The sequence below is a fragment of the Kitasatospora sp. NPDC048545 genome (assembly GCF_040651155.1).
GTDB lineage: Bacteria > Actinomycetota > Actinomycetes > Streptomycetales > Streptomycetaceae > Kitasatospora.
The window spans coordinates 341,997-363,009 of sequence record NZ_JBEZIQ010000002.1 but is presented as its reverse complement, the minus strand read 5'-3'; the positions used below and the strand labels follow the sequence as shown (position 1 = coordinate 363,009).

At 73.5% G+C, this 21,013-nt stretch carries 23 protein-coding genes; 14 read left to right on the top strand and 9 right to left on the bottom strand.

What is annotated here, in order from left to right:
- Nucleotides 1–50: 50 nt before the first annotated feature.
- A complete protein-coding gene (locus tag AB0D10_RS03685; RefSeq protein WP_360250573.1) occupies nt 51–242 on the bottom strand; it encodes a hypothetical protein in 192 nt (63 codons plus the stop codon).
- Nucleotides 239–460, bottom strand: a complete 222-nt coding sequence (locus AB0D10_RS03680; protein ID WP_360250570.1) for a helix-turn-helix domain-containing protein — start codon at nt 458–460, stop codon at nt 239–241. The genes AB0D10_RS03685 and AB0D10_RS03680 overlap by 4 nt, the downstream gene beginning before the upstream one ends.
- 223 nt (nt 461–683) lie before the next feature.
- Here AB0D10_RS03680 and AB0D10_RS03675 point away from each other — a divergent pair, with 223 nt between their 5' ends.
- The 4 genes from AB0D10_RS03675 to AB0D10_RS03660 are packed head-to-tail and all read left to right on the top strand — an operon-like array spanning nt 684 to nt 4,536.
- Complete coding sequence (locus AB0D10_RS03675; RefSeq protein WP_360250567.1) at nt 684–1,115, top strand: helix-turn-helix transcriptional regulator; 432 nt, start codon at nt 684–686, stop codon at nt 1,113–1,115.
- A 13-nt stretch (nt 1,116–1,128) separates the two neighbouring features.
- Nucleotides 1,129–1,662: a hypothetical protein gene (locus AB0D10_RS03670; RefSeq protein WP_360250564.1), complete on the top strand. Its 534-nt coding sequence runs from the start codon at nt 1,129–1,131 to the stop codon at nt 1,660–1,662.
- A gap of 16 nt (nt 1,663–1,678) precedes the next feature.
- The gene (locus AB0D10_RS03665) at nt 1,679–3,247 is read left to right on the top strand and encodes a recombinase family protein (protein ID WP_360250561.1); all 1,569 of its coding nucleotides are present in this window, start codon (nt 1,679–1,681) and stop codon (nt 3,245–3,247) included.
- Entirely contained in the window at nt 3,208–4,536 is a 1,329-nt protein-coding gene (locus AB0D10_RS03660; protein ID WP_360250558.1) for an NCS1 family nucleobase:cation symporter-1, read from the top strand. Before AB0D10_RS03665 ends, AB0D10_RS03660 begins: the two co-directional genes overlap by 40 nt.
- A gap of 63 nt (nt 4,537–4,599) precedes the next feature.
- On the opposite strand, the gene AB0D10_RS03655 is transcribed toward AB0D10_RS03660, so the two are convergent.
- Nucleotides 4,600–5,844, bottom strand: a complete 1,245-nt coding sequence (locus AB0D10_RS03655) for a glycosyltransferase (protein WP_360250555.1) — start codon at nt 5,842–5,844, stop codon at nt 4,600–4,602.
- 183 nt (nt 5,845–6,027) lie between these two features.
- Here AB0D10_RS03655 and AB0D10_RS03650 point away from each other — a divergent pair, with 183 nt between their 5' ends.
- Entirely contained in the window at nt 6,028–6,294 is a 267-nt protein-coding gene (locus AB0D10_RS03650; protein WP_360250552.1) for a GlsB/YeaQ/YmgE family stress response membrane protein, read from the top strand.
- A gap of 258 nt (nt 6,295–6,552) precedes the next feature.
- Nucleotides 6,553–6,819 carry a GlsB/YeaQ/YmgE family stress response membrane protein gene (locus tag AB0D10_RS03645; protein ID WP_360250549.1) on the top strand — a complete coding sequence of 89 codons (267 nt, stop codon included), beginning with the start codon at nt 6,553–6,555 and terminating at the stop codon, nt 6,817–6,819.
- On the opposite strand, the gene AB0D10_RS03640 is transcribed toward AB0D10_RS03645, so the two are convergent.
- The 6 genes from AB0D10_RS03640 to AB0D10_RS03615 form a co-directional block, all read right to left on the bottom strand.
- The gene (locus tag AB0D10_RS03640; protein ID WP_360250546.1) at nt 6,786–7,826 is read right to left on the bottom strand and encodes an ADP-ribosylglycohydrolase family protein; all 1,041 of its coding nucleotides are present in this window, start codon (nt 7,824–7,826) and stop codon (nt 6,786–6,788) included. The genes AB0D10_RS03645 and AB0D10_RS03640 overlap by 34 nt on opposite strands.
- Nucleotides 7,827–7,936: 110 nt before the next feature.
- A complete protein-coding gene (locus tag AB0D10_RS03635; RefSeq protein WP_360250543.1) occupies nt 7,937–8,524 on the bottom strand; it encodes a TetR family transcriptional regulator in 588 nt (195 codons plus the stop codon).
- Nucleotides 8,525–8,651: 127 nt separating this feature from the next.
- Nucleotides 8,652–9,665 carry an aldo/keto reductase gene (locus AB0D10_RS03630; RefSeq protein WP_360250540.1) on the bottom strand — a complete coding sequence of 338 codons (1,014 nt, stop codon included), beginning with the start codon at nt 9,663–9,665 and terminating at the stop codon, nt 8,652–8,654.
- A gap of 223 nt (nt 9,666–9,888) precedes the next feature.
- Complete coding sequence (locus AB0D10_RS03625; protein ID WP_360250537.1) at nt 9,889–10,419, bottom strand: (4Fe-4S)-binding protein; 531 nt, start codon at nt 10,417–10,419, stop codon at nt 9,889–9,891.
- Nucleotides 10,419–10,721 (bottom strand): GNAT family N-acetyltransferase, encoded by a 303-nt coding sequence (locus tag AB0D10_RS03620; protein WP_360250534.1) that lies wholly within the window; start codon nt 10,719–10,721, stop codon nt 10,419–10,421. Before AB0D10_RS03620 ends, AB0D10_RS03625 begins: the two co-directional genes overlap by 1 nt.
- 49 nt (nt 10,722–10,770) lie before the next feature.
- Nucleotides 10,771–11,688 carry a translation initiation factor IF-2 gene (locus tag AB0D10_RS03615; RefSeq protein ID WP_360250531.1) on the bottom strand — a complete coding sequence of 306 codons (918 nt, stop codon included), beginning with the start codon at nt 11,686–11,688 and terminating at the stop codon, nt 10,771–10,773.
- Nucleotides 11,689–12,081: 393 nt separating this feature from the next.
- Here AB0D10_RS03615 and AB0D10_RS03610 point away from each other — a divergent pair, with 393 nt between their 5' ends.
- From AB0D10_RS03610 to paaE, 8 genes are all read left to right on the top strand, one after another.
- Nucleotides 12,082–13,521: a histidine kinase gene (locus AB0D10_RS03610; protein WP_360250528.1), complete on the top strand. Its 1,440-nt coding sequence runs from the start codon at nt 12,082–12,084 to the stop codon at nt 13,519–13,521.
- Nucleotides 13,518–14,177 carry a response regulator transcription factor gene (locus AB0D10_RS03605; protein WP_360250525.1) on the top strand — a complete coding sequence of 220 codons (660 nt, stop codon included), beginning with the start codon at nt 13,518–13,520 and terminating at the stop codon, nt 14,175–14,177. Before AB0D10_RS03610 ends, AB0D10_RS03605 begins: the two co-directional genes overlap by 4 nt.
- A 787-nt stretch (nt 14,178–14,964) precedes the next feature.
- Entirely contained in the window at nt 14,965–16,473 is a 1,509-nt protein-coding gene (locus AB0D10_RS03600) for a M20/M25/M40 family metallo-hydrolase (RefSeq protein ID WP_360250522.1), read from the top strand.
- 379 nt (nt 16,474–16,852) lie between these two features.
- Nucleotides 16,853–17,860: a 1,2-phenylacetyl-CoA epoxidase subunit PaaA gene (gene paaA / locus AB0D10_RS03595; protein WP_360250707.1), complete on the top strand. Its 1,008-nt coding sequence runs from the start codon at nt 16,853–16,855 to the stop codon at nt 17,858–17,860.
- Between the two features lie 8 nt (nt 17,861–17,868).
- Nucleotides 17,869–18,186: a 1,2-phenylacetyl-CoA epoxidase subunit PaaB gene (gene paaB, locus AB0D10_RS03590; protein ID WP_360250704.1), complete on the top strand. Its 318-nt coding sequence runs from the start codon at nt 17,869–17,871 to the stop codon at nt 18,184–18,186.
- Between the two features lie 13 nt (nt 18,187–18,199).
- Entirely contained in the window at nt 18,200–19,198 is a 999-nt protein-coding gene (gene paaC, locus AB0D10_RS03585) for a 1,2-phenylacetyl-CoA epoxidase subunit PaaC (protein ID WP_360250519.1), read from the top strand.
- Nucleotides 19,199–19,221: 23 nt separating this feature from the next.
- The gene (paaD, locus tag AB0D10_RS03580) at nt 19,222–19,818 is read left to right on the top strand and encodes a 1,2-phenylacetyl-CoA epoxidase subunit PaaD (protein ID WP_360250701.1); all 597 of its coding nucleotides are present in this window, start codon (nt 19,222–19,224) and stop codon (nt 19,816–19,818) included.
- Nucleotides 19,819–21,000, top strand: a complete 1,182-nt coding sequence (paaE, locus tag AB0D10_RS03575; RefSeq protein ID WP_360250516.1) for a 1,2-phenylacetyl-CoA epoxidase subunit PaaE — start codon at nt 19,819–19,821, stop codon at nt 20,998–21,000.
- The last annotated feature ends 13 nt before the right edge of the window (nt 21,001–21,013 follow it).

The window sequence follows — 21,013 nt, the reverse complement described above, 5'->3', positions numbered from 1 at the left end:
GCAGAAGGGCTGCGGTGGTCTGTCCACCACCCGCAGCCCGGCCCGTGGTGCTAGGCCGCCTGCTGCTGGTATCCAGCGCGCTGGCGCAGGATGAGTGCCTCGATGGCCTCGACGGAGCCGAGGCGGTGGCCCGGGTACCAGGCGGCTTCGGCTGCGGCCCGGGGCGTAAGGGTGTCGCGCTCCTGTCGCGCGCCGGCCAGGTTTCGGCCAGCCTCCATCAGGGCGATTTCGCGGCTGGTCATGCCGCGGCCGGGATGTCGTTGCCGATCATGAGGTCATCGAGGCTGACCCCGTAGGCCCCGCGGATGCTGGCCTGAGCTCTGGCGCTCGGGCTGCACTTCCCGTTGACCCAGCGGGAGATGGTCGACTGGCTGACGTTCAGACGCCTGGCGATGGTGTAGTCGCTGCCGTCACCGGCCTGAGCTGCAGCCTCTCGGAGGTACTCGACGTTGAGTCGCACGTGCGCTCCTCGTAAGCGTGGTGCTTCCGTCATCGGCATTAGTGCCGGATGTGGAAGTAAAGCTAGCCCTCGATTGGCGTGTCGGCAAGTACTTCCGGATGTGGAATTTGTGGAGTGTTGGACCCCGGTGCTGGCTTGATAGCTCCCACCTCCTATATTCCACTTATGGAACTACTGCCGGAGGGGCTAGTCGCTCAGCTATCCTCCGGACCGGGAGGCGAACATGACACTTTCAGAGACGTACGCCGCATGGCTCCGAGACGCCATGCGAGCAGCCGGCCTCGACATCGACAGGCAGCGCGGCGGCGGCCGACAGGCCCTGGCTCAGGCCGTAGGCGTATCCGCCAGCACTGTCGGACGGTGGCTCACCGGCGATGCGGTCCCCAGCCCCGAGCACTTCGAACCGATCGCCGACGCCGTCGGCGTGCCGGTCGTGACGATGCTCGTTGATAGTGGAATCATTTCCGCCGCATCTCTGACACTCGGCCAGCCAACAGACGTACGATTTCACCCCATCACCCCCGCGCAGGCGGCCGACGAGCTCGGGCTCACCGACCCCACGGAGCGCGCGCTGTTCATGCGAGAACTGGCTCAGCAGAACCGCCGCCACCTGCACGCCGCCACCGAGGGGGATGGTGATGCTGTAGCCCAATAGCGGGGGAGGATGCATGACCACAAGGACGACAACCGCGGGGCTCGCAGGAGCTGCCATACCCGTATGCGCAGTAACAGCCGGCGCCGCGGTCATCCAGCATGACGAAGCCCTGGCCATCGTCGGACTGATCTTCGCCATCGTTGGCGCCGCAGCCATGGTCACTCGCATCATCCACGCTGCCGTCACCGACACCGCCATAGAGCGTAGACGCCTCCACCTCGCCGAAGAACACGCGGCCTCGGAGTACGCCCGCTACATAGCCGCCCGCGCCATCGTCGATGCAGATGCCGAACGACTCTGCCGGGAAGCAGCCGACATTGAAGCCCGGTCCGCCCGCCGACTCGCCGAGGAACGCGAACGGCTCCAGCTCGAAACCGAGGCCACCCGGGGAGCGTTGAAACGGGAGGGGTACCGGATCGGATTCGCCCACGGCCAGCGCGGTATCGCCGAGGCTCACAACCAGCCGGGCCGCATGGCCACCATCATCCCGCTGCCCGCGCCCTCCGCAGGATCAGATCCGACCCTGGGCAGCGGCCATTTGTCATAACCTAAGGGGAGCCCCTGTGCCGAGCGACGACGAGGACCTCATCCCAGCAATCGGCTACATCCGAGTCAGCACCGCCCGCGAAGAAATGATCTCCCCGGAGCTGCAGCGCGCCTCGATCGAGGCCTGGGCTGAGCGCCGCCGCCGGCGAATCGTGCACTGGGTGGTAGACCTCGATGCGACCGGCAGGAACTTCCGACGCAAGATCATGAAAGCCATCGGGTACATCGAGGACGGCACCGCCAAGGAGATCGCCGCCTGGAAGTACTCCCGGTTCGGCCGCCAGCGCCACGGAAACGCCGTCAACCTGGAACGCCTGGAGCGCGCCGGAGGCCAACTCGTCTCCTCCACCGAGGAAGTGGACGCCCGCACCGCGATCGGCCGGTTCCAGCGCGGCATGCTCCTGGAAGTCGCCGCGTTCGAGAGCGACCGCGCCGGCGAACAGTGGAAAGAGACCCACGAATGGCGCCGTACGCACGGGCTCCCCTCCGGCGGCGGACGTCGCTTTGGGTACATCTGGCACCCGCGTAAGCTCCCGCACCCGGACGGCACGTTCACCCTGCAGCGCGAGCGGTACGAACTCGACCCGGCGACGGCGCCGGCCGTCGCCGAGATGTACCGGCTGTACGCCGACGGAGCGGCAGGGTTCGACAAGATCGCCCGCCGGCTCAACGCCGCCGGAATCACCACCACCCGCGGAGAGGCGTGGCACGGAGAGAGCGTACGTGGCTGCATGGACTCGGGGTTCGCAGCCGGATACCTGCGCGTGCACTCGCAGAGCTGCCAATGCGAGCCCTATCTGAGCGGCTGCCCGAACCATGTTCACCTCAAGGTCGACAACGACGAGGTGCTCCCGCCGATCATTTCCGAAGACCTGTGGGCCAGCTACAAGCAGCGCCGAGAGCTCGTCAAGGTGACACCCCCGAGAGCCCGGAAGCCCGCCTCCCCGTTCTCGATCATTCTGCGATGCGACCTGTGCGGCGGGGCCATGACGAAGGGCACGGTTGGCAGTTACTCGTACGTGCGCTGCAACATCCGTCGCCGCTACGGCACATCGCGCTGCCCTGGAGTCAGCCTGCCCTACCCCGCCGTCGAGGACGGCGTCTTGGCGTGGCTGCGCACGATTGCTGATGAGATCAACGCCGAGGCTGACCGGGCTGCCGACGGGGTCCTCAATGGCTCTACCGAGGAGGCGCGGGCTGGGCAACTAGCGGTCAAGGTCGAGAAGCTGGAGCGCGCCGTCGTGAGGCACATGCGGGCCTATGCGCTCATCGAGGACGATGATGCCGCGCTCGAAGCAGAATTCAAGCAAACACTCGCTCAGCTGCGGCGAGAGAAGACTGAAGCTGCGACCGAGTTGGCGGAGGTGAGGGGCCAGAGTGCCGTGGCACAGGGCCGCGCAAGTGCCCGTGGAGAGGCGCCTGCGCTTGCGGCAGATCTGCTTGCCGAGTGGCATTCTCTTCCCGTGGAGCGGCTCAACTCGGTTCTCCGGAAGGTGATTCGAGAGGTGCGGGTCACCTCCGACAAGGGCGTGGCTGTGGTGCCGGTTTGGGCGCAGACGGCAGAGCCCGAGGATTTTGTCCCTTAGAGGTACTGCTAACCGGGCACGCGGGCACCAAGTACGGCATCCCCTTCCCGGTCTTCGCCCGGGCCTCGTTCGGGCTGCGCGGCGCCAACCTGCCCGCGCTCCTGCGGGCGGCGGTCGCCTGCGCCTGGTTCGGCATCCAGACCTGGATCGGCGGGGAGGGCATCTTCCTGCTCGCCGGCAAGCTGCTCGGCGAATCCTGGCGCACCGCGGGCGAGTTCGCCGGCTACCCGTGGACCCAGTGGCTCTCCTTCCTGCTGTTCTGGCTGATCGAGATGGCCGTCATCGCCCGCGGCATGGAGGCGCTGCGCCGCTTCGAGAACTGGGCGGCGCCGTTCGTCATCGTCGGCGCGCTCGCCCTGCTGGCGTGGATCACCGTCAAGGCGGGCGGGTTCGGGCCGCTGCTCGACCAGCCGTCCGCGCTGGGGTGGGGCCGCGACTTCTGGAAGGTCTTCTTCCCGGCACTGATGGGCATGATCGGCTTCTGGTCCACCCTCTCGCTCAACATCCCTGACTTCACCCGCTTCGGCGGCAGCCAGCGGGCCCAGATCCGCGGCCAGGCGCTCGGGCTGCCGACCACGATGACGTTCTTCGCGCTGCTGTCCGTGCTCGTCACCTCCGGCTCCCAGGCCGTGTACGGCGAACCGGTGTGGGACCCGATCCAGCTCGCCGCGAAGATGGAGAACCCGGCCGGCATCCTGTTCGCACTGCTGACCGTCCTGGTCGCGACCCTGTCGGTGAACATCGCCGCCAACGTCGTCTCGCCGGCCTACGACCTCGCCAACCTGCTGCCCCGGTTCGTCAACTTCCGCACCGGGGCCCTGATCACGGGCGTCGTGGGCATCGCGATCTTCCCGTGGCGGCTGATCTCCGACCCGCACGTCTACATCTACACCTGGCTGGGCGTCGTCGGCGGCCTGCTCGGAACGGTCGCCGGCGTCCTGATCGCCGACTACTGGCTGCTGCGCCGCACCCGGCTCGAACTCGCCGAGCTCTACCGGCCGGGCGGGACGTACTGGTACGCGGGCGGCTGGAACCGGCGTGCCGTCGCGGCGCTGCTGGTGGGCGGCCTGCTGGCGGTCGGCGGCTCCTACTCCACCGTCGACGCCCACGGTGTCGAACAGGGCCCCTTCCCGGCCGACGGCCTCGTCCCCCTCCTCAAGCCGCTCGCCGACTACGGCTGGGCCGTCGGCCTCGCGTCCTCGGCGACCCTCTACGTCCTGCTCGGCCTCGTCCGGAGGCCCGAGGCCGGGGGTGGCGGGCGGCGGCGGAAGGTGCCGGCCGGACGGTAGCGGTCGAAGGGCGGCGGCGGGGCGGCGCTCACCGCTGTCGGCGCTCACCGCGGTGTCGGCCCGTCACCGGTCCGCCGCCGCGCGCTCGACGGCCGTGAGGACCTTCGCGGCGCCGTCCTCGGTGGTGAGGGCGGCGGCGAGGACGCGGGCCCGGGTGCGGTAGTGGGGGGTGTCGAGAGTGCGGCGGAGGGCGGTGGCGAGGCGGGCGGCGGTGAGGGCGCGTAGCGGGACGGGGCCGGGGGAGACGCCGAGGGCGGTGAGCCGCGCGGACCAGAAGGGGGCGTCCAGTTGGGCGGGCACGGGCACCGTGGGGGTGCCGGAGCGGAGGGCGGCGGCCGTGGTGCCGGCTCCGGCGTGGTGGACCACGGCGGCCGTGCGGGGGAACAGCCAGTCGTGCGGGGTGTCGCCGATGGTCAGGACGGTGTCCGAGTCCTCGGCGGTCAGGCCGCTCCAGCCCTCCTGCAGGAGCAGGCGCACCCGGGCGGCGCGGGCGGCGGCGAGGACGGTGGCGCTGAGCTGCTCGGGGTCCGGGACGACCAGGCTGCCGAAGCCGACGAAGACCGGGGGCGGCCCGGCGGCCAGGAAGTCGACGAGCCGGTCCGGGGGTTGCCAGTCCGGCCGGGCGGCCGGCCACCAGTAGCCCGCCACGTCCAGCCGGGGGTGCCAGTCGGCCGGGCGGGGGACGACCGTCGGTGAGAAGCCGTGCAGGACCGGGTGGTCGCGTCGGGCCCGGGAGATGCGGCGCGACGGCAGGCCGAGCCGGCGGCGCAGTCCGCGGACGGCCGGGGCGAACAGCTGGTCGGTCGCGGTCTGGACGGTGTGGCCGGCGAGCAGGTTGCCGGGCTTGGAGAGCGATCGCGTACCGGTGACGGCGGGCGCGAACTCCCGAGTGGGGGAGATGGGTTGGAGGAACAGCCCGATGGTGGGAAGGCCGGCCGCCTCGGCGGCGACCTGACCGAGCGCGCTGGTGGTGCCGGTGGTCAGCAGGAGGTCGGTGCCGAGGGTGACGGCCTCGACGATCGCGTCCCCCAGCGCGGGCATGAACTTCCGGCCAAGTCGCAGGAGTCGGAGGACTGTTGCAGGGCCGCTGCCGGCCTGCAACAGCCGCTGCCCCCGGTCGGAGGCGAGTTCGGCGCGCGGGTCGACCGGCAGCGGCCGGAACTCCAGCCCCGCCGACCGTACGGATTCGGCGAAGGTGGTGTGGGTGGCGACGGCCACCTGGTGGCCGGCCGCCCGCAGGCGGACCCCGAGCCCGGTGAAGGGAGCCACGTCACCGCGGGACCCGGCGGTGGCGATCAGGATGCGCATGGCCGCAGTATTCCGGCGCCGGCGGCTCGCCGGAAGGACGCCACGCACGGCGGGAAAGGGGGCGGCGGCCGGTTTCGGGTGCTCCGCGCGGCGGCGTCGGAACCGGGCGGCGGGCGGCGGCGTCCTTCGGGGCAGAGCGGACGGAACGGGGCCGTCTCGTCGGTGGACAGGAAGGACGGACGGATGGGCATCGTCGCGTGGATCGTGCTGGGCCTGGTCGCGGGAGCGCTGGCCAAGCTGTTGCTGCCGGGCAAGGACCCGGGCGGCCTGATCGTGACCACTCTGATCGGCATCGCCGGGTCCTTCGTCGGCGGCTGGATCGCGTCGCACTTCATGCACCGGTCGATCAACGCGCACTTCTTCGACGGGGCGACCTGGGTGTCGGCGATCGGCGGCGCCCTGGTGCTGCTGATCGCCTACCGGCTGCTGTTCGGCAACTCGCGCCGCTAGGAGGAGCCGGTAGGCGTCGCGAGGCGTCGCGAGGAGTCGCGAGGAGTCGCGAGGAGTCGGGCGGAGCTGCGAGACGCTGCGAGGAACTGCCGGGGACACGAGGAACGGTGCGGATTCGCCGGCTCACGAGGCCGGCCGGGTGGCCGGTTCGCGTCGTTCCTCACGGGCGCCGGAAACCATGCGGCGCCCTCCCGCGTCCTTCGGACCGGGCCCGGAGTCTCGACGGGACCGTCACGCCGATGACGCGAGGGGCGACTGATGAGCTGGATGGCGTGGATCGTGCTGGGCCTGGTGTCGGGGACCTTGGCCAGGATGGCGATGCCGGGCAAGGGCGAGCGCGGTCTGATCGGCACCACCCTGATCGGCATCACCGGCTCCTACGTCGGCACCTGGATCGTCTCGCACTGGATGCACGGGACGGTGAAGGTGAGCTTCCTCGACCTGACGACCTGGGTGTCGGCGATCGGCGGCGCGGTGGTGCTGCTGTTCCTCTACGGCGTGCTCGTCCGCATCGTCCGGCGCTGACCGGCCGGCCCGGTTGCCGCGGTCGGTGTGGCTGCCGCGGTCGGCCCGGCTGCCGCGGCCGCTTCGTGCGCTCGGGTGTCCGGGCGTCGTCCGGTGTCCGCGGACACCTCCGCCACCCAGCCCGGTAGGTCCTCGCGGGCGTGCAGCCAGGCGGCCGGGACACCGGCGAGCCCGGTGCGGGCGGCGACCACCCCGGCGGCGATGGCGCAGGTGGTGTCCTGGTCGCCCCAGCCCTCCAGGGTGTGCCAGATCGCCCCGGGCAGCGAGTCCGGGTGCCCGGCGGCGGACCAGAGGGCGAACGGGACGGTGTCCGGGGCGGAGATCAGGGCCCCGGAGCCGAGCACGGTGGCGGCGTGCCGGACGCTGGTGCGCCCGGGCATCCGGGCAGCGACCCGCAGGCCGGACCGGACGTCGCTGTCGGGCAGCCGTCCGGCGATCTCGGCCAGCAACTCGGCTCGGCCGGGCGGGGTTTCGCCCCGGCTCCGGACGGCGAACGCGGCCGCGAGGGCCACCGCCACCGCGCCGACGACCGCCTCCGGGTGGAAGTGCGTGGTGAGCGCCTGCAGTTCGGCCTGCCGGACAACCTCGTCCAGGTCATCGGCGAACCAGGCACCCAGCGGGGCGACCCGCATCGCGGCACCGTTCCCGTACGAGCCCTGGCCCTCGAACTGGCCCGCCGTGACGGTGCGCCAGTCATCGCCCGCCTCGATGCCGCGCAGTACCCGGTGCATCGACGGGCCGTACTTGCGGTCGTACTCGCGCGTGTACTCGGCGGCGAACTCCCCGGCCAACGTGTCCTGTCGGACCGCACCGTGGACGGCCAGGTGATGGACCAGGACCAGGGCCATCGCGGTGTCGTCGGTCCAGTGCCAGGGCGCGGGGCGGGTCAGGCGCGCGGCCAGTGCGGCGGGCGCCTCGTCCACCGGGACCGAGAACCAGCGATCGCCGAAGGCGTCGCCGAGGGCGAGCCCCTGCAGGCTGTCCAGGACCGGTCCGGCCGCACGCATGTCATCCTCCGAGTGAGACCGACTGTGCGCGGCAGTCTGCCGGACGGCAGAGGCGCCGGCCACCGGGTTTCCGCCCGGGTGCCGGCGCCTCGACCGAGGGTGCGGGTGGCTCACCTGGCCGCGAGGCCGCCGAGGACGAGCTTCCACACGGCCTCGAAGCGGTCGTCCGCGCCCGGCGACGACCAGGTGGCCGCGTAGGCCGGGTCGTGGAACGGGGCGGTGGCGTCGAACACGGCGCGGGCCGTGTTCTGGACGTGGGCGAGCTTGAACTCCTTGGCGTCCACGCCGTCCTGGAAGATCTGTCCGATCTGCCGGACCAGGGTGTCGATGTGCGCGTCGACGGTGCCGCTGTTCTCGTCGACCAGCACCATGTAGGTGGCGAACAGCTCCGGGTCGTCGAGCGCCTTCTTCCGCTTGGCCGCGAACAGCGTCGTCAGCCAGCGGTGCAGCCGATCGGCGGCGGGGCCGCCCTCGGTGGAGATGGCCGCCAGCTCGTGGTGCGCCTGGTCGAGCCAGCGCTGGGTGACCGCCTCGCGCAGCGCGGCCTTGCTCCCGAAATGGCGGTAGACGCTGCTGTGGCTGACGCCGAGGATCCGGGCGACATCCACGACGGTGGCCTTGGCCGGGCCGAACCGCCGGAGGACGTCCTCCGCCGCGATCAGGATCTGCTCGGCGGTGAGTGTGGTGTCCGTGGTCACGGGGAGGTCCGTCCTTAGGGTCGTGCGGTCGGTCGGTTGGTGCTGCGGTGCTGTGGAGCTGCGGCGCTGTGGAGCCGTGGAGCTGAGGTACCGGTGGAGCTGCGTGTGTGCGGAGAGCCCGGGGAGGTCAGCGCTCGCTGTCCAGACGGGCCATCTGCGCGGCAGCGTACCGGTCACCTGCGGCGGAGCCGGCCGGGACGGCGGCCTCGATGGCGGCGAGGTCGGCCCCGGTCAGGGTGACGTCGAGGGCGCCGAGGGCCTCGGTGAGGCGCTCCCGGCGGCGGGCGCCGACCAGCGGGACGACGTCCTGCCCGCGCGAGACCACCCAGGCGATGGCGACCTGGGCGACGCTCGCGCCCTTCTCGGCGGCGATCGCGCGCAGCTCCTCCACCAGTGCCAGGTTGTGCGTCAGGTTCTCGCCCTGGAAGCGCGGGCTATGGCTGCGGAAGTCGGTCCCGGCGAGGGCCCGCTCCGGGCTCCAGTGGCCGCTGAGCAGGCCGCGGGAGAGCACCCCGTACGCGGTGATGCCGATGCCGAGCTCGCGGGCGGCGGGGAGGACGGAGGCCTCGATCGAGCGGGTGAGCAGCGAGTACTCGATCTGCAGGTCGCTGATCGGGTGGACGGCGGCGGCGCGGCGCAAGGTCTCGGCACCGACCTCGGAGAGGCCGATGTGGCGTACGTAGCCGGCCTTCACCAGGTCGGCGATGGCACCGACGGTCTCCTCGATCGGGACCTCCGTGTCGAGGCGGGCCGGGCGGTAGACGTCGACGTAGTCGGTGCGCAGACGGCGCAGGGTGTAGGTGAGGGCGGTCTTGGTGGCGGCAGGGCTCGTGTCGTAGCCGAGCCACTGGCCGTCCGGGCTGCGCTGGGCGCCGAACTTCACGCTGATCTGCACGCGGTCGCGGTCGCGGCCGCGCAGCGCCTCGTGGATCAGCAGTTCGTTGTGGCCCATGCCGTAGAAGTCACCGGTGTCGAGCAGGGTGATCCCGGCGTCGAGGGCGGCATGGATGGTGGCGATGCTCTCGGCCTCGTCGGCCGGGCCGTACATGTCGGACATGCCCATGCAGCCGAGGCCGAGGGTCGAGGTGACGGGCCCGGTGGTGCCGAGCGGGCGCTGCGCGGGGCGGGTGTGCGAGGACATGGGTGACTCCGAGGTCCAAGGGGCGGGTGCGACGCCGGGCGGCGCGGGAGTGCGGCGGCGCCGTGGTGTGGCGGCGCGGCACTGACGGCGGGGCGCGGCGGCGCGGGCAGGGTGGCCCGGGTGTCACTATGCCACGACAGCGAACAGATTTCAAAATCTGTTCGCTGTCGTCTGTCATCTGAAAGTTGAAATCTGTCGGCTGTCATCTGTTGGTCGTCATCCGTCAGGTGTTGCGGCACGCTCCCGACCGGTCGCAGTACGGCTGCCCGCCGCTGAGCCCGCAGCCGCAGAGCATCGCCCGCGGGGTGTCCCGCACCTCGCCGTCCGTGCCCGTCACCCGCAGGTCCCCGCGCACCAGCAGCCGTCCGTCCGCCGTCCGCAGCACCGTGGTCGGCCGGTCCGGCTCCTCAAGGCCGCCGTCGGCCCGCCGGTAGCGCAGCGCGCCGGTGGGGCAGCGCCGCACCACCTCGGCGACGGCCTCGGGCACCGCCGCGTTCGGTGTGATCCACGGCCGCCGCCCGGTGTCGAACACCTCCGGCAGGCCGCGCACGCACTCGGCGGCGTGCCGGCAGACCCGGGCGTCGAAGCTGACGGCGATGCCCGCACCCTCGTAGGTGCGGGCGCCGCCGCCCCGGTCGCCGCCCCGGTCGCCCCACCGGGCGCTCTCGTGGGCGCTCTCCCGGGCGCTCTCCCCGCCGTCGGCCGGTTCGCCTGCCGGTTCGCCCGTTGGTTCGCCGGTTGGTTCGTCGGCCATCAGTCGGCGACCCGGCTGCGGTTCTCGTACGCGAGGTCGGTGTACTCGGGGTGCCTGAGCATCCAGCCTTTGATGAAGGTGCAGGTGGCCAGGACGGGCAGGTCGCGGGCGCGGGCGTCGTCCAGTGCGGCGCGGGCGAGCGCGCTGCCGATGCCCCGGCCCTCGAAGGCGGGCTCGACCACGGTGTGCGGGTAGACCACCAGGTGGTCGCTGCGCAGGTACTCGGCGAAGCCCGCGAGCTCGTCGTCCACCCACGCTTCGAAGCGGTGCCGGTCTTCCACGTCGCGGACCGAGAGGGTCATCGCGGCTCCTCATTGCCGGAGAGTCGGAGCCGGGCCTGGCCCCGGTCCATCATCGAGCGGTGGGGGCCGCCCCGCCCGTCGGCTCGCTCGCGGTGCCGTTGGTTGAGGTGCCTTCGGTTGCTGCGCCTTCGGTTGAGGTGCCGTCGGTCGTCGCGCCGTCGGTCGCCGCGGCCCGGGCCGTCGCGCTGCGGGCGGTGACCGTTCCCCCGGGCGTCCCCCAGTCCTCGTGCCCGCCCGGGGAGCGGAGGAGGTGGGCGCGGGCGGGCGGGAGGTTGCGCCACACCGTGCGCCCGCCGAGCCCGTACGCCGCCTCGAACTGCCGCAGCAGTCGCACCACCGCCCGGTGACGGGCGCTCCGGTGGGGCCCCGAGGTGAGGGTGCGCGCCGTCGTGGTGCCGAGGTACCCGAAGTACGTCAGCTCGCCGCCGGGCGTCAGCAGCCGCAGGTAGAGGTCGAGGATCTCGCGCACCCGCGCGGGGTGGAAGTTGGTGAACGGCAGTCCGGACACGATCGCGTCATACCGCTCCCCGTGTTCCTCCGGTCCGGCTCCCGGTGCCGCCACCGCCGTCCGGCAGTGCGGCAGTTCCTCGACCCGGCAGCCGGAGATGCGCAGCCCGGCCCCCGGGTGGCGGGCGGCCAGCACCGGGTCCTCCCGCAGCCGGTCGGCGAACCGCGGGTTCGCCTCGACGACGTGCAACCGGTCGCCCGGGCGCAGCACCCGGACCAGGCGGCGGGTCACGACGCCGGTGCCGGCGCCGACCTCCAGCACCGAGATCGGACGGTTCGGACGGCTGAGGACCGGTACGACCAGGGCGTTCACCAGGTCCGGGCCGCTCGGGGCCAGCGCGCCGGTGTCGTGGAAGGTGCGCAGGGCCTCGGCGAGGAACAGCAGATGGTCCCCCGCGGAGGATGAACTCCGCTTCGGGGAGGTGGAGTCGGGGCGGCGCCCGAGCTGGTCGTTCGTCATGTCATCGACGCTAGGCAGGGCCGGACCGCCGCGGATCGGCCGGTCAGTGACAGGCGCCCCCGACGAAAGTCGAGGGTGCGGGTGGCCGGAGGACAGGGGCGGCTCGATGCCGGACGCACCTGGCATCGAGCCCGAGTTCCGGGTCCGAGTCCCGAGCCCCGGGCCCGAGTTCCTCGCCCCGGGTCGGGGACGGGCCGAAGCCAGATGCGGTGAACAGGAGGAGAGAGGGCAGAAGGAGCACGAGGAGCGGAGGGGTGGGGGGAAGCGGTGGAAGCGGTGGAAGCGGTGGAAGCGGTGGAAGCGGGGGACTGGCGGCAGCAGGGCGGAGGAAGCCGCCGCCAGGAGGACCGCAGGCGGACGGAAGGCCTTCGGGTCGACGGGAGGAGGGGTCCGATGCGCAGGAGCCTGCTCGGCTGGTACGGCCCGGACCACCGGGCGTGGACCGACACGGTGCTGCTGCTCGGCCTGCTCGCCCTCGCCGTGGAGGAGGCCGTGGTGCAGTGGCTTGAGGCGGACGGTCCGCTGCGCGCACCGCGTACGGCCGTGGCCGCGCTGGCCTCGCTCTCGTTGTTCCTCGCCCGCCGCTACCCGGTCGCCTCCGCCGTCCTGCCGGTGCTCACCGCCGGGGTGTTCGACCGGGCCTTCCCCGGGTTGTTCAGCGTCTTCCACCTCGCCTACCTCGGCCGGACCGGCCCGGCGGTGGCCGGGGGAGCGGTCATCGCGGTGGCCAGCGGGTCCGGCGCGGATTCGCCCGTCGGCTGGGCCGGTACCACCGGGGCCCAACTCCTCGTCCAGGCCGCCGCCTTGTCGGTCGGCCTGTGGCTGCACGGCAGGCGGGTGCTGATCCACACCCTGCACGAGCAGGTCGACGCGCTGCGCCGTGAGCGCGAGCTGCGCGCCGAACAGGCCCGGGCCGCCGAACGCGCCCGGATCGCCCGGGAGATGCACGACGTGCTGGCCCACCGTCTCAGCCTGCTGGTGCTGCACGCCGGAGTGCTGCGGGACCAGGCCCGGGCCGGCACGGTCGCCGACGACCTGGACCGGCTCGGCCACCGGCTCGAACTGCTGCGCACCACAGCCGCCCGCTCGCTCGACGACCTGCGCGACGTCCTGGGAGTACTGCGCGCCGACCCGCCGGACAGGGCCGACGGCGGGGGCGAGCCGCTTGCGCCGGGCGGAGCCGGGTCCGTCCCCGCACCCGCCCTGCGTGACCTCGCCGAGCTCGTCGGGGAGGCGACCCAGGCGGGGCAGCGGGTCGAACTGGCCCTCTCCGGGGACCCGGAGGCCGTCCCGACCACCCACCGGCTGGCCGTGCACCGCCTGGTCCAGGAGGCCTTGACCAACGCCCGCAAGCACGCGACGGCCGCGCCGGTCACCGTCCGGGTCGGCTACGGGGAGCCGGCGACCACGGTCGAGGTCCGCAACGGTCCGGCCGGGGCGCCGTCCGACGGTCGGGGCACGGGCGGCGGGTACGGCCTGGTGGGGCTGAGCGAACGGGTCGGCGCGCTCGGCGGTGACCTCGACGCGGGACCGGACGGCACCGGCGGCTTCCGGATCTCCGCCCGGTTGCCCGGGCCGGGCCGCCCGCCGGGGACGGCGCCGGGCCGTCCGCGGCCGCCGATACGAGCCGAGGAGCCCGAGGAGCCCGAGCTGTTCGAGGCATCCGAGGTGCCCGAGGCGTCCGAGCTGTCCGAGCCGCCTGCAGTCCCCGGGCCGCCCGGGCCGCCGAAGCGGCACCCGACGCACGCGACGCACCCGACGCACCCGACGCAAGCGAGGCACCCGGAGCGGCGACCGAAGCCGCCGACGCAGCAGCCGGAGGAGACCGCATGATCCGCACGATGGTGGTCGACGACGACGCGCTGGTCCGGCTCGGACTGGTCGACCTGCTGGCCCAGGACCCGGCGCTGACCGTGGTGGCCGAGGCCGCCGACGGGTTCCAGGCCGTCGAGATCGCCGGCAGCCGACGGGTCGACGTCGCGCTGATGGACATCCGGATGCCCCGGCTCGACGGCATCGCCGCCACCCGTCGACTGCGTGAACTGCCCGACGCCCCGCGGGTCATCGCGCTCACCACCTTCGACCTGGACGAGTACGTGTACCAAGCGCTCGCCGCCGGGGCCGACGGCTTCCTGCTCAAGGACACCCCGCCCGCCGACATCGCCCGGGCCGTGCACGTCGTCGCGGGCGGACAGGGGATGCTGCACCCGGCGGCCGCGCGACGCCTGATCGACCGGTACCACAGGGTCGGCGCGCCCCGGTCGGTCGCCGCCCGCGGCCGGGTCGCCGGACTCACCCCGCGCGAGACCGACGTGTTGCGCGAACTCGCCGACGGGCTCTCCAACGCGGAGATCGCGGGCGTCCTGGGGATGCGGGAGAGCACCGTCAAGGCGCACGTCAGCCGGATCCTGACCGGGCTCGGCGTCGGCAACCGCGTCCAGGCCGCGCTGCTGGCACGCGATGCCGGGTTGGTCGGGGACAGCCCCTGAGGGCGACGGCCGGTCCGGCCCCGCGGTGGCGGTACCCGCGACGACGGCACGTGCGGTCGCGGAACGCCCGGTGGCGGTGGAGCCTTGGGCGGCTGCGGGGCCCCCGGGAGGCGGCGCTGCGTCCGGTGACGGCGCACGGCGGGCTCGTCGGGGCATCCCATCGGCCGGTGTTCACGCGGGTGTTCCCCGGAGGTTCCCCCGGAGTCAGGCCCGGTGTCCGGTCGGGCTTCCCTGAGCCGTCGCGTGCTCCCGGTTCGTACCGCGGGCTGAGCCGCTGTCACCCATCCGGCGTGGAAATGCCGTGCCTTGGCGGTTTGCGCTGCCGAAGTCGGGCGGCGGGTCCATGGTGGAGATGGGCGCGATCCGGCGACCGCGCCCGCGCGCCGATCCAGGCCCGCGCGCCGTGCGCCCGTCGCCGTTCCCCGACGGGTGCCCGAGGTCGGGCCCGGTACCGGCACGCTGGGAGCAGGGCCACCTCGCAGGAAACCGAACGGTTCTTCTAGGCTCACATCTCGGCTTCCCTGCGGCGGTCCGGCCACTGCGCCCGCCGCCGGGAGGCCGCCGTCCACGGGGCTCCGGGCGGACCGGGGCCACCGGATCGAGCGAGGAGGACACACATGCCAAGCACGCCGCCCAGCCGTTCCACCGCACTTGGGCCAGACGGACCGTTCCGGAGGGCCGCCGATCATCCCGGCCGCACGGCGCGGTCCGGCCGGGCCTGGTACCCGGGCGGGAGCGGTCGGCCGTCCCGACCGCTGAATACCGGCGGCGGCCGCGGAGGCGCGCGTTGAGTCCCCAGATCGTCGGGTCGTCCGCCGCGCCGGGTGCCGCCGCGGAAACCGACCGGAACCCGTCCACCGTCCCGGCGGCCGCCGACGGCGAAGCCCTCGCCGCCGTCGCCGTCACCGCGGCAGCCACCGCAGCCGTGGCGCCCGCTCCTTCGGCGCCGCCGCCCCCGTCGGCCCAGACCTCGCCCGCCAAGTCCTCACCCGCCCAGTCCTCGCCTGCCCATATGTCGCCCGCCCAGACCTCGCCCGTGCCGACCCCGGCAGTCGGCACGAACCCCGGGCCGGCCGCCGCTTCCAGAACCACCGCCCCCGCCGGGAGCGCGCCGGTCACCGCGGCACTGCCCGGCCTGCCACAGGCGCTCAGTGTCCGCGCCCGTACCCTTGCCGGCGCCGTCCGACGCCGCTGCGCCGACCTCGCCCGGATCGAGTCGCCCAGTGGGGACGCCACCCGACTCGACGCCCTCGCCGAGGAGTTGGCGTCCGGCTTCCGTGCCACCGGTGCCACCGCCCGGCGCGAGCCCGGCCCGGCCGGAGACCACCTCGTCCTGGAGTGGGAGGGACGGGACGAGTCCTTGCCGCACCTGTTGATCGTCGGCCACCACGACACCGTCTGGCCGGCGGGCACCCTGGCGGACTGGCCGGTCACCGAGGAGAACGGTCGGCTCACCGGGCCCGGCGTGGTCGACATGAAGGGCGGACTCGCCATCCTGGAGGGCGCGTTGGCCCTGCTCGCGGACCTCGGGGAGCGGCCGCACCGGACCGTGCGGCTGGTCGTGGTCTCCGACGAGGAGGTCGGCAGTCCGGACGGGCGGCGCCTGGTCGAGCGCCAACTGCGCGGCGCCGCCGCGGTGCTGGGGCTCGAACCGCCGCACCCCGACGGCCGGCTGAAGACCGCCCGGCGCGGCAGTACCCGGGTCCGGCTCACCGTGACCGGGCGCGAGGCGCACGCCGGCAACGACGCCCACGACGGGGTGTCGGCGGTCGACGAGCTGGTGGACCAGCTCGTGCTGGTCCGCGGCCTCGCGGGCCAGCCCGGTACGGAGCTCAACGCCGGCCGGATCAGCGGGGGTTCGCGGGCCAACGTGATTGCGGGCCGGGCCGAGGCCGAGCTCGGGCTGCGGTTCTCCACCGCCGAGGCGCAGCGCCGCACGCTCGACCACCTCGCCCGGCTCACCGCGCTGCGCCCGGGGGCCAGGGTGCGGACGGAGGTGCTGTCCAGCCGTCCGGCGTGGCCCGAGCGGACCGGCAACCCGTTGCTGCGGCACGTGCGTTCGCTCGCGGCGGTGCTCGGGCAGCCGCTGGACGGCGCTCCGGCCGGCGGGGCGGGGGACACCAACCTTCCGGGCTCGCGCGGGCTCCCGACCCTGGACGGGTTCGGTGCGGTCGGGGCCGGGGCGCACGCCCGGCACGAGCACATCCGGCTGGACCAGATCGCCCCCCGGATCGCGCTGCTGGCGGCGCTCCTCGCCGTACCGCTGCCGCGACTGCGGGACCGCGCGGAGGGCTGAGCGGGGTGGTGCGCCGGTGGCGGCCCGCCGCCCGAGTCGGGTGGCCGGGCGGACGGCGGGTAGCGGCCGAGGGGTGGCGGCTGACGACGGCTGCGACTGCTGCGACACACGGCCGACCGCCGACCGCAGCTCATGGCCGACCGCCGCCACGGCTCACAGCCGACGGCTGCCGCAGCTCACGGGCGACGGCGAACAGCTGACAGATAACAGATAACAGCTGACAGATTTCGAAATCTGTCAGCTGTTATCTGTTTCGTGCCTTGCCATCCCTCCGCCCCGCCGCGCAGAATGGTACCGACCGAACGGTCAGTCGGTTGGTGCCCGGGCCCCGGGCGGACCGGCGCGCAGGACACGAGAGGGGACCGTGGTGACAGCAGAGGTGGCCGAGCCGGTTCCCGCGCAGGCGCCGGAGGACCGGTTCGAGGCGGTCGTCGCCGCCGAGCAGCGGATCGAGCCCAGGGACTGGATGCCCGACGCCTACCGGGCGACCCTGATCCGGCAGATCGCCCAGCACGCCCACTCCGAGATCATCGGCATGCAGCCCGAGGGCAACTGGCTCACCCGGGCCCCCTCGCTGCGCCGCAAGGCCATCCTGCTCGCCAAGGCCCAGGACGAGGCCGGTCACGGCCTCTACCTCTATGCCGCCGCCGAGACCCTCGGGGTCGATCGCGCCGAGCTGACCGAGAAGCTGATCTCCGGCCGCCAGAAGTACTCCTCGATCTTCAACTACCCGACCCTCACCTTCGCCGACGTCGGTGTGATCGGCTGGCTGGTGGACGGCGCGGCGATCTGCAACCAGGTGCCGCTCTGCCGCTGCAGCTACGGCCCGTACGCCCGGGCGATGGTGCGGATCTGCAAGGAGGAGTCCTTCCACCAGCGGCAGGGCTACGAGCTCCTGATGACGCTGATGCGCGGCACCGAGGCCCAGCGCCGGATGGTCCAGGACGCCGTGGACCGCTGGTGGTGGCCGTCGCTGATGATGTTCGGCCCCTCGGACGCGGACTCGCCCAACACCGCCCGCTCGATGGCCTGGCGGATCAAGCGGCACAGCAACGACGAGCTGCGGCAGCGGTTCGTCGACATGAGCGTCCCGCAGGCCGAGCACCTGGGCGTGACCCTGCCCGACCCCGAGCTGCGCCGGAACGAGGAGCGCGGCGGCTGGGACTTCGGCGAGCCGGACTGGTCCGAGCTGAACCGGGTCATCCGCGGTCAGGGCCCGTGCAACGCAGAGCGGGTCGAACGCCGCCGCGCCGCCCACGAGGACGGCGCCTGGGTGCGCGAGGCGGCCGTCGCCTACGCGGCCAAGCGCGCTGCGGAGCAGTCCGCCGCGGCCGGGCCGCAGGCCCAGCACGTCCAGCACGCCACGGAACAGGAGAACGGAAAGTGACCGAGCCCATGGCCGAGTCCAAGGCGGTGCCCACGGCGGGGTCCAAGGCCGGCTGGCCGCTGTACGAGGTGTTCGTGCGCCCCCGGCGCGGCCTGAACCACGTGCACGTCGGCTCGCTGCACGCGGCCGACGACCGGATGGCCCTGCTCGCGGCCCGCGACCTCTACACCCGCCGCAACGAGGGCGTCAGCCTCTGGGTGGTCCGCTCGGACGCGATCACCGCCTCCACCCCGGACGAGCGCGACCCGTTCTTCGAGCCCAGCGGCGACAAGGTCTACCGCCACCCGACCTTCTACGACATCCCCGAGGATGTCCCGCACATCTGACGGGGGAACCGCCATGCAGGACCACACCGCCACGCAGGAGCACACCGCCTCCGGCCCCGACCACGGGGACCACCAGGACCACGCGGGCCAGCAGAGCCACGCGGGCCACGGGGACCACGGGGACCATGCGGGTCACGACGACCACGTCTACCTCAGCCTGGCCGAGGCCGCCCCCGGCCCCGAGGGCGAGGGCCGCTGGGCGTACGGGACGGGCTTCGCCGACCCGCTGCTCGGCGTCGACACCGCCCTGCCCGCCGGGACGGACGGCACGGACCTGGCCGCCTACTGCCAGATGCTCGGCGACGACGCCCTGATCCTGGCCCAGCGGCTGATCGAATGGTGCACCCGGGCGCCCGAGCTGGAGGAGGAGGTCGCCCTGGCGAACCTCGGCCTCGACCTGCTCGGCCAGTCCCGCCTGCTGCTGACCCGAGCCGGTCAGGCGGACGGCACCGGCCGCACCGAGGACGACCTGGCGTACTGGCGCGAGGAGCACGAGTTCCGCAACGTCCGGCTGGTGGAGACGCCGAACGGCGACTTCGCCTACTCGATCGCCCGGCTGCTGCTCTTCGCCACCGCGCGTGGCGCCCTGTACGAGGCACTGAGCGCGCACCCCGACCCGGTGCTGGCGGCGGTCGCGGCGCGCGGGGTCAAGGAGCTGGCCTACCACCGCGAGTACGCCACCGCCTGGACGCTGCGCCTCGGCGACGGCACGCCCCACTCCGCCGAGCGGATGCAGGCCGGGCTGGACGCCGTGTGGCCGCTGCTGGAGGAACTGTTCACGGCGCACCCGGTGGAGCTGCGGGTGGGCGTCGACCCGGCGACCCTGCGCGAGCCGGTGCTGGGCGCGCTCGGGGCGGTCCTCGCCGAGGCCGGACTGACCGTGCCGGAGGTGCCGCCGTTGGCCACCGTCCTCGGCCGGGCCGGCCGCGACGGCGTGCACACCGAGGCCCTCGGTCCGCTGCTCGCCGAACTGCAGGTGGTGGCCCGCGCACACCCGGGGGCGACGTGGTGACCGGGCAGCTCGCCGCCGACGCGGTGACCGGAACCGCGGGCGTCGCCGCCGCGGACACCGCCCGCGAGCCGGCCCGGGCGGTCGCCGGGGCCGTCCCGGACCCGGAGCTGCCCATGCTCACCCTGGCGGACCTGGGCGTCCTGGCCGGGGTCGAGGTGGACGGCGGCACCGGCGCGGTCACCGCCTGGCTGACCCCGACCTACTCGGGCTGCCCCGCGGTCGCCGAGATGGCCGCCGACGTGGACCGCCGGCTGCGTGCGGCCGGGTACCCGGACGTCCGGGTGCGGCTGCGGCTGGACCCGCCGTGGTCCACCGACCTGATCACCGCCGAGGGCCGCCGAAAGCTCGCCGAGGCGGGCATCGCCCCGCCGCGCCCGACCTCCGCCGTCCGCGCGGCCGGACCGGTCCCACTCGCCCTCGGCCCGACCCGCGCCGGAGCCGTGACCGGTACCGCGACCGGAGCTGCGGCCCGGGCCGCCACCGGCGCGGCACCCGTGCCGTGCCCGCAGTGCGGCAGCCCGGAGACGGAGGAGCTGTCCCGCTTCGGCTCCACCGCCTGCAAGGCGCTCTGGCGCTGCCGCGCCTGCCGGGAGCCCTTCGAACGCGTCAAGGAGATCTGAATGCCCGCCGCCTCGCCCGCCGCCGCTTCGCCTTCCGCCGCCGTCGCGGACGCCGCCTCGCCCGCCGCCGGCACCCGGGCGACCGGCATCCGCCCGGCCCGCCGCCCCACCTTCCACGGGCTGCGGATCGACCGGGTGGAGCGGCTCTGCGACGACGCCGTCGCGGTGACCTTCGCGGTGCCCGACGAGCTGGCGGAGGAGTTCGCCTTCCGCCCCGGGCAGACCCTGACGCTGCGCAAGCTGGTGGACGGCGTGGACGAGCGCCGCTCGTACTCGATCTGCGCCCCCGTCGGCGGCCCGCTGCGGATCGCCGTCCGCGAGGTGCCGGGCGGGCTGTTCTCGCGCTGGCTGGTGCGTGAGGCGCGGTCCGGCGAGGAGGTGGAGGTCCTGACGCCGTCGGGCCTCTTCACCCCGGAACTCGGCGTCCCCGCCGATCACGTGCTGCTCGCGGCCGGCTCCGGCATCACCCCGATGCTGTCGATCGCCGGCTCCGTGCTGGCCGCCGACCGCCGCTCGACCGTCACCCTGCTCTACGGCAACCGCCGCAGCGACACCGTGATGTTCGCCGACGAGCTGGCCGACCTGAAGGACCGCTACCTCGGCCGCTTCCAGCTGGTCCACGTGCTCTCCCGGGAGACCAGGGACGCCGAACTGCTCAGCGGCCGCCTGGACCCGGAGCGGGTGAGGGCGCTGCTGGCGGCACTGGTGGACGTCGGGAACGTCGGCCACTGGTGGCTGTGCGGCCCGTTCGGCATGGTCACGGGAGCGAAGGACCTGCTCGCCGAACTTGGCGTGCCGGGCGAGCGGGTGCACCAGGAGCTGTTCCACGCCGAGGACGAGCCGCTGCCGGAGCGCGACGAGGACTGGGACCGGACGGACGCCTCGTCGGACGGCGAGACCGGCGCGCACAGCGAGGTCACCGTCGTGCTCGACGGCCGCGGCAGCACCCTCACCCTCCCGTGCGACCGCTCGATCCTGGACGGCGCGCAGCGCTCCCGCCCCGACCTGCCGTTCGCCTGCAAGGGTGGCGTCTGCGGCACCTGCCGCGCCCTGGTCACCGAGGGCGAGGTGGAGATGCGCCGCAACTTCGCCCTGGAGGAGAAGGAACTGGCCGCGGGCTACGTCCTCACCTGCCAGGCCCGTCCGGTCACCGACCGGGTGACGGTCGACTACGACCGCTGAGCAGATGCGGCCG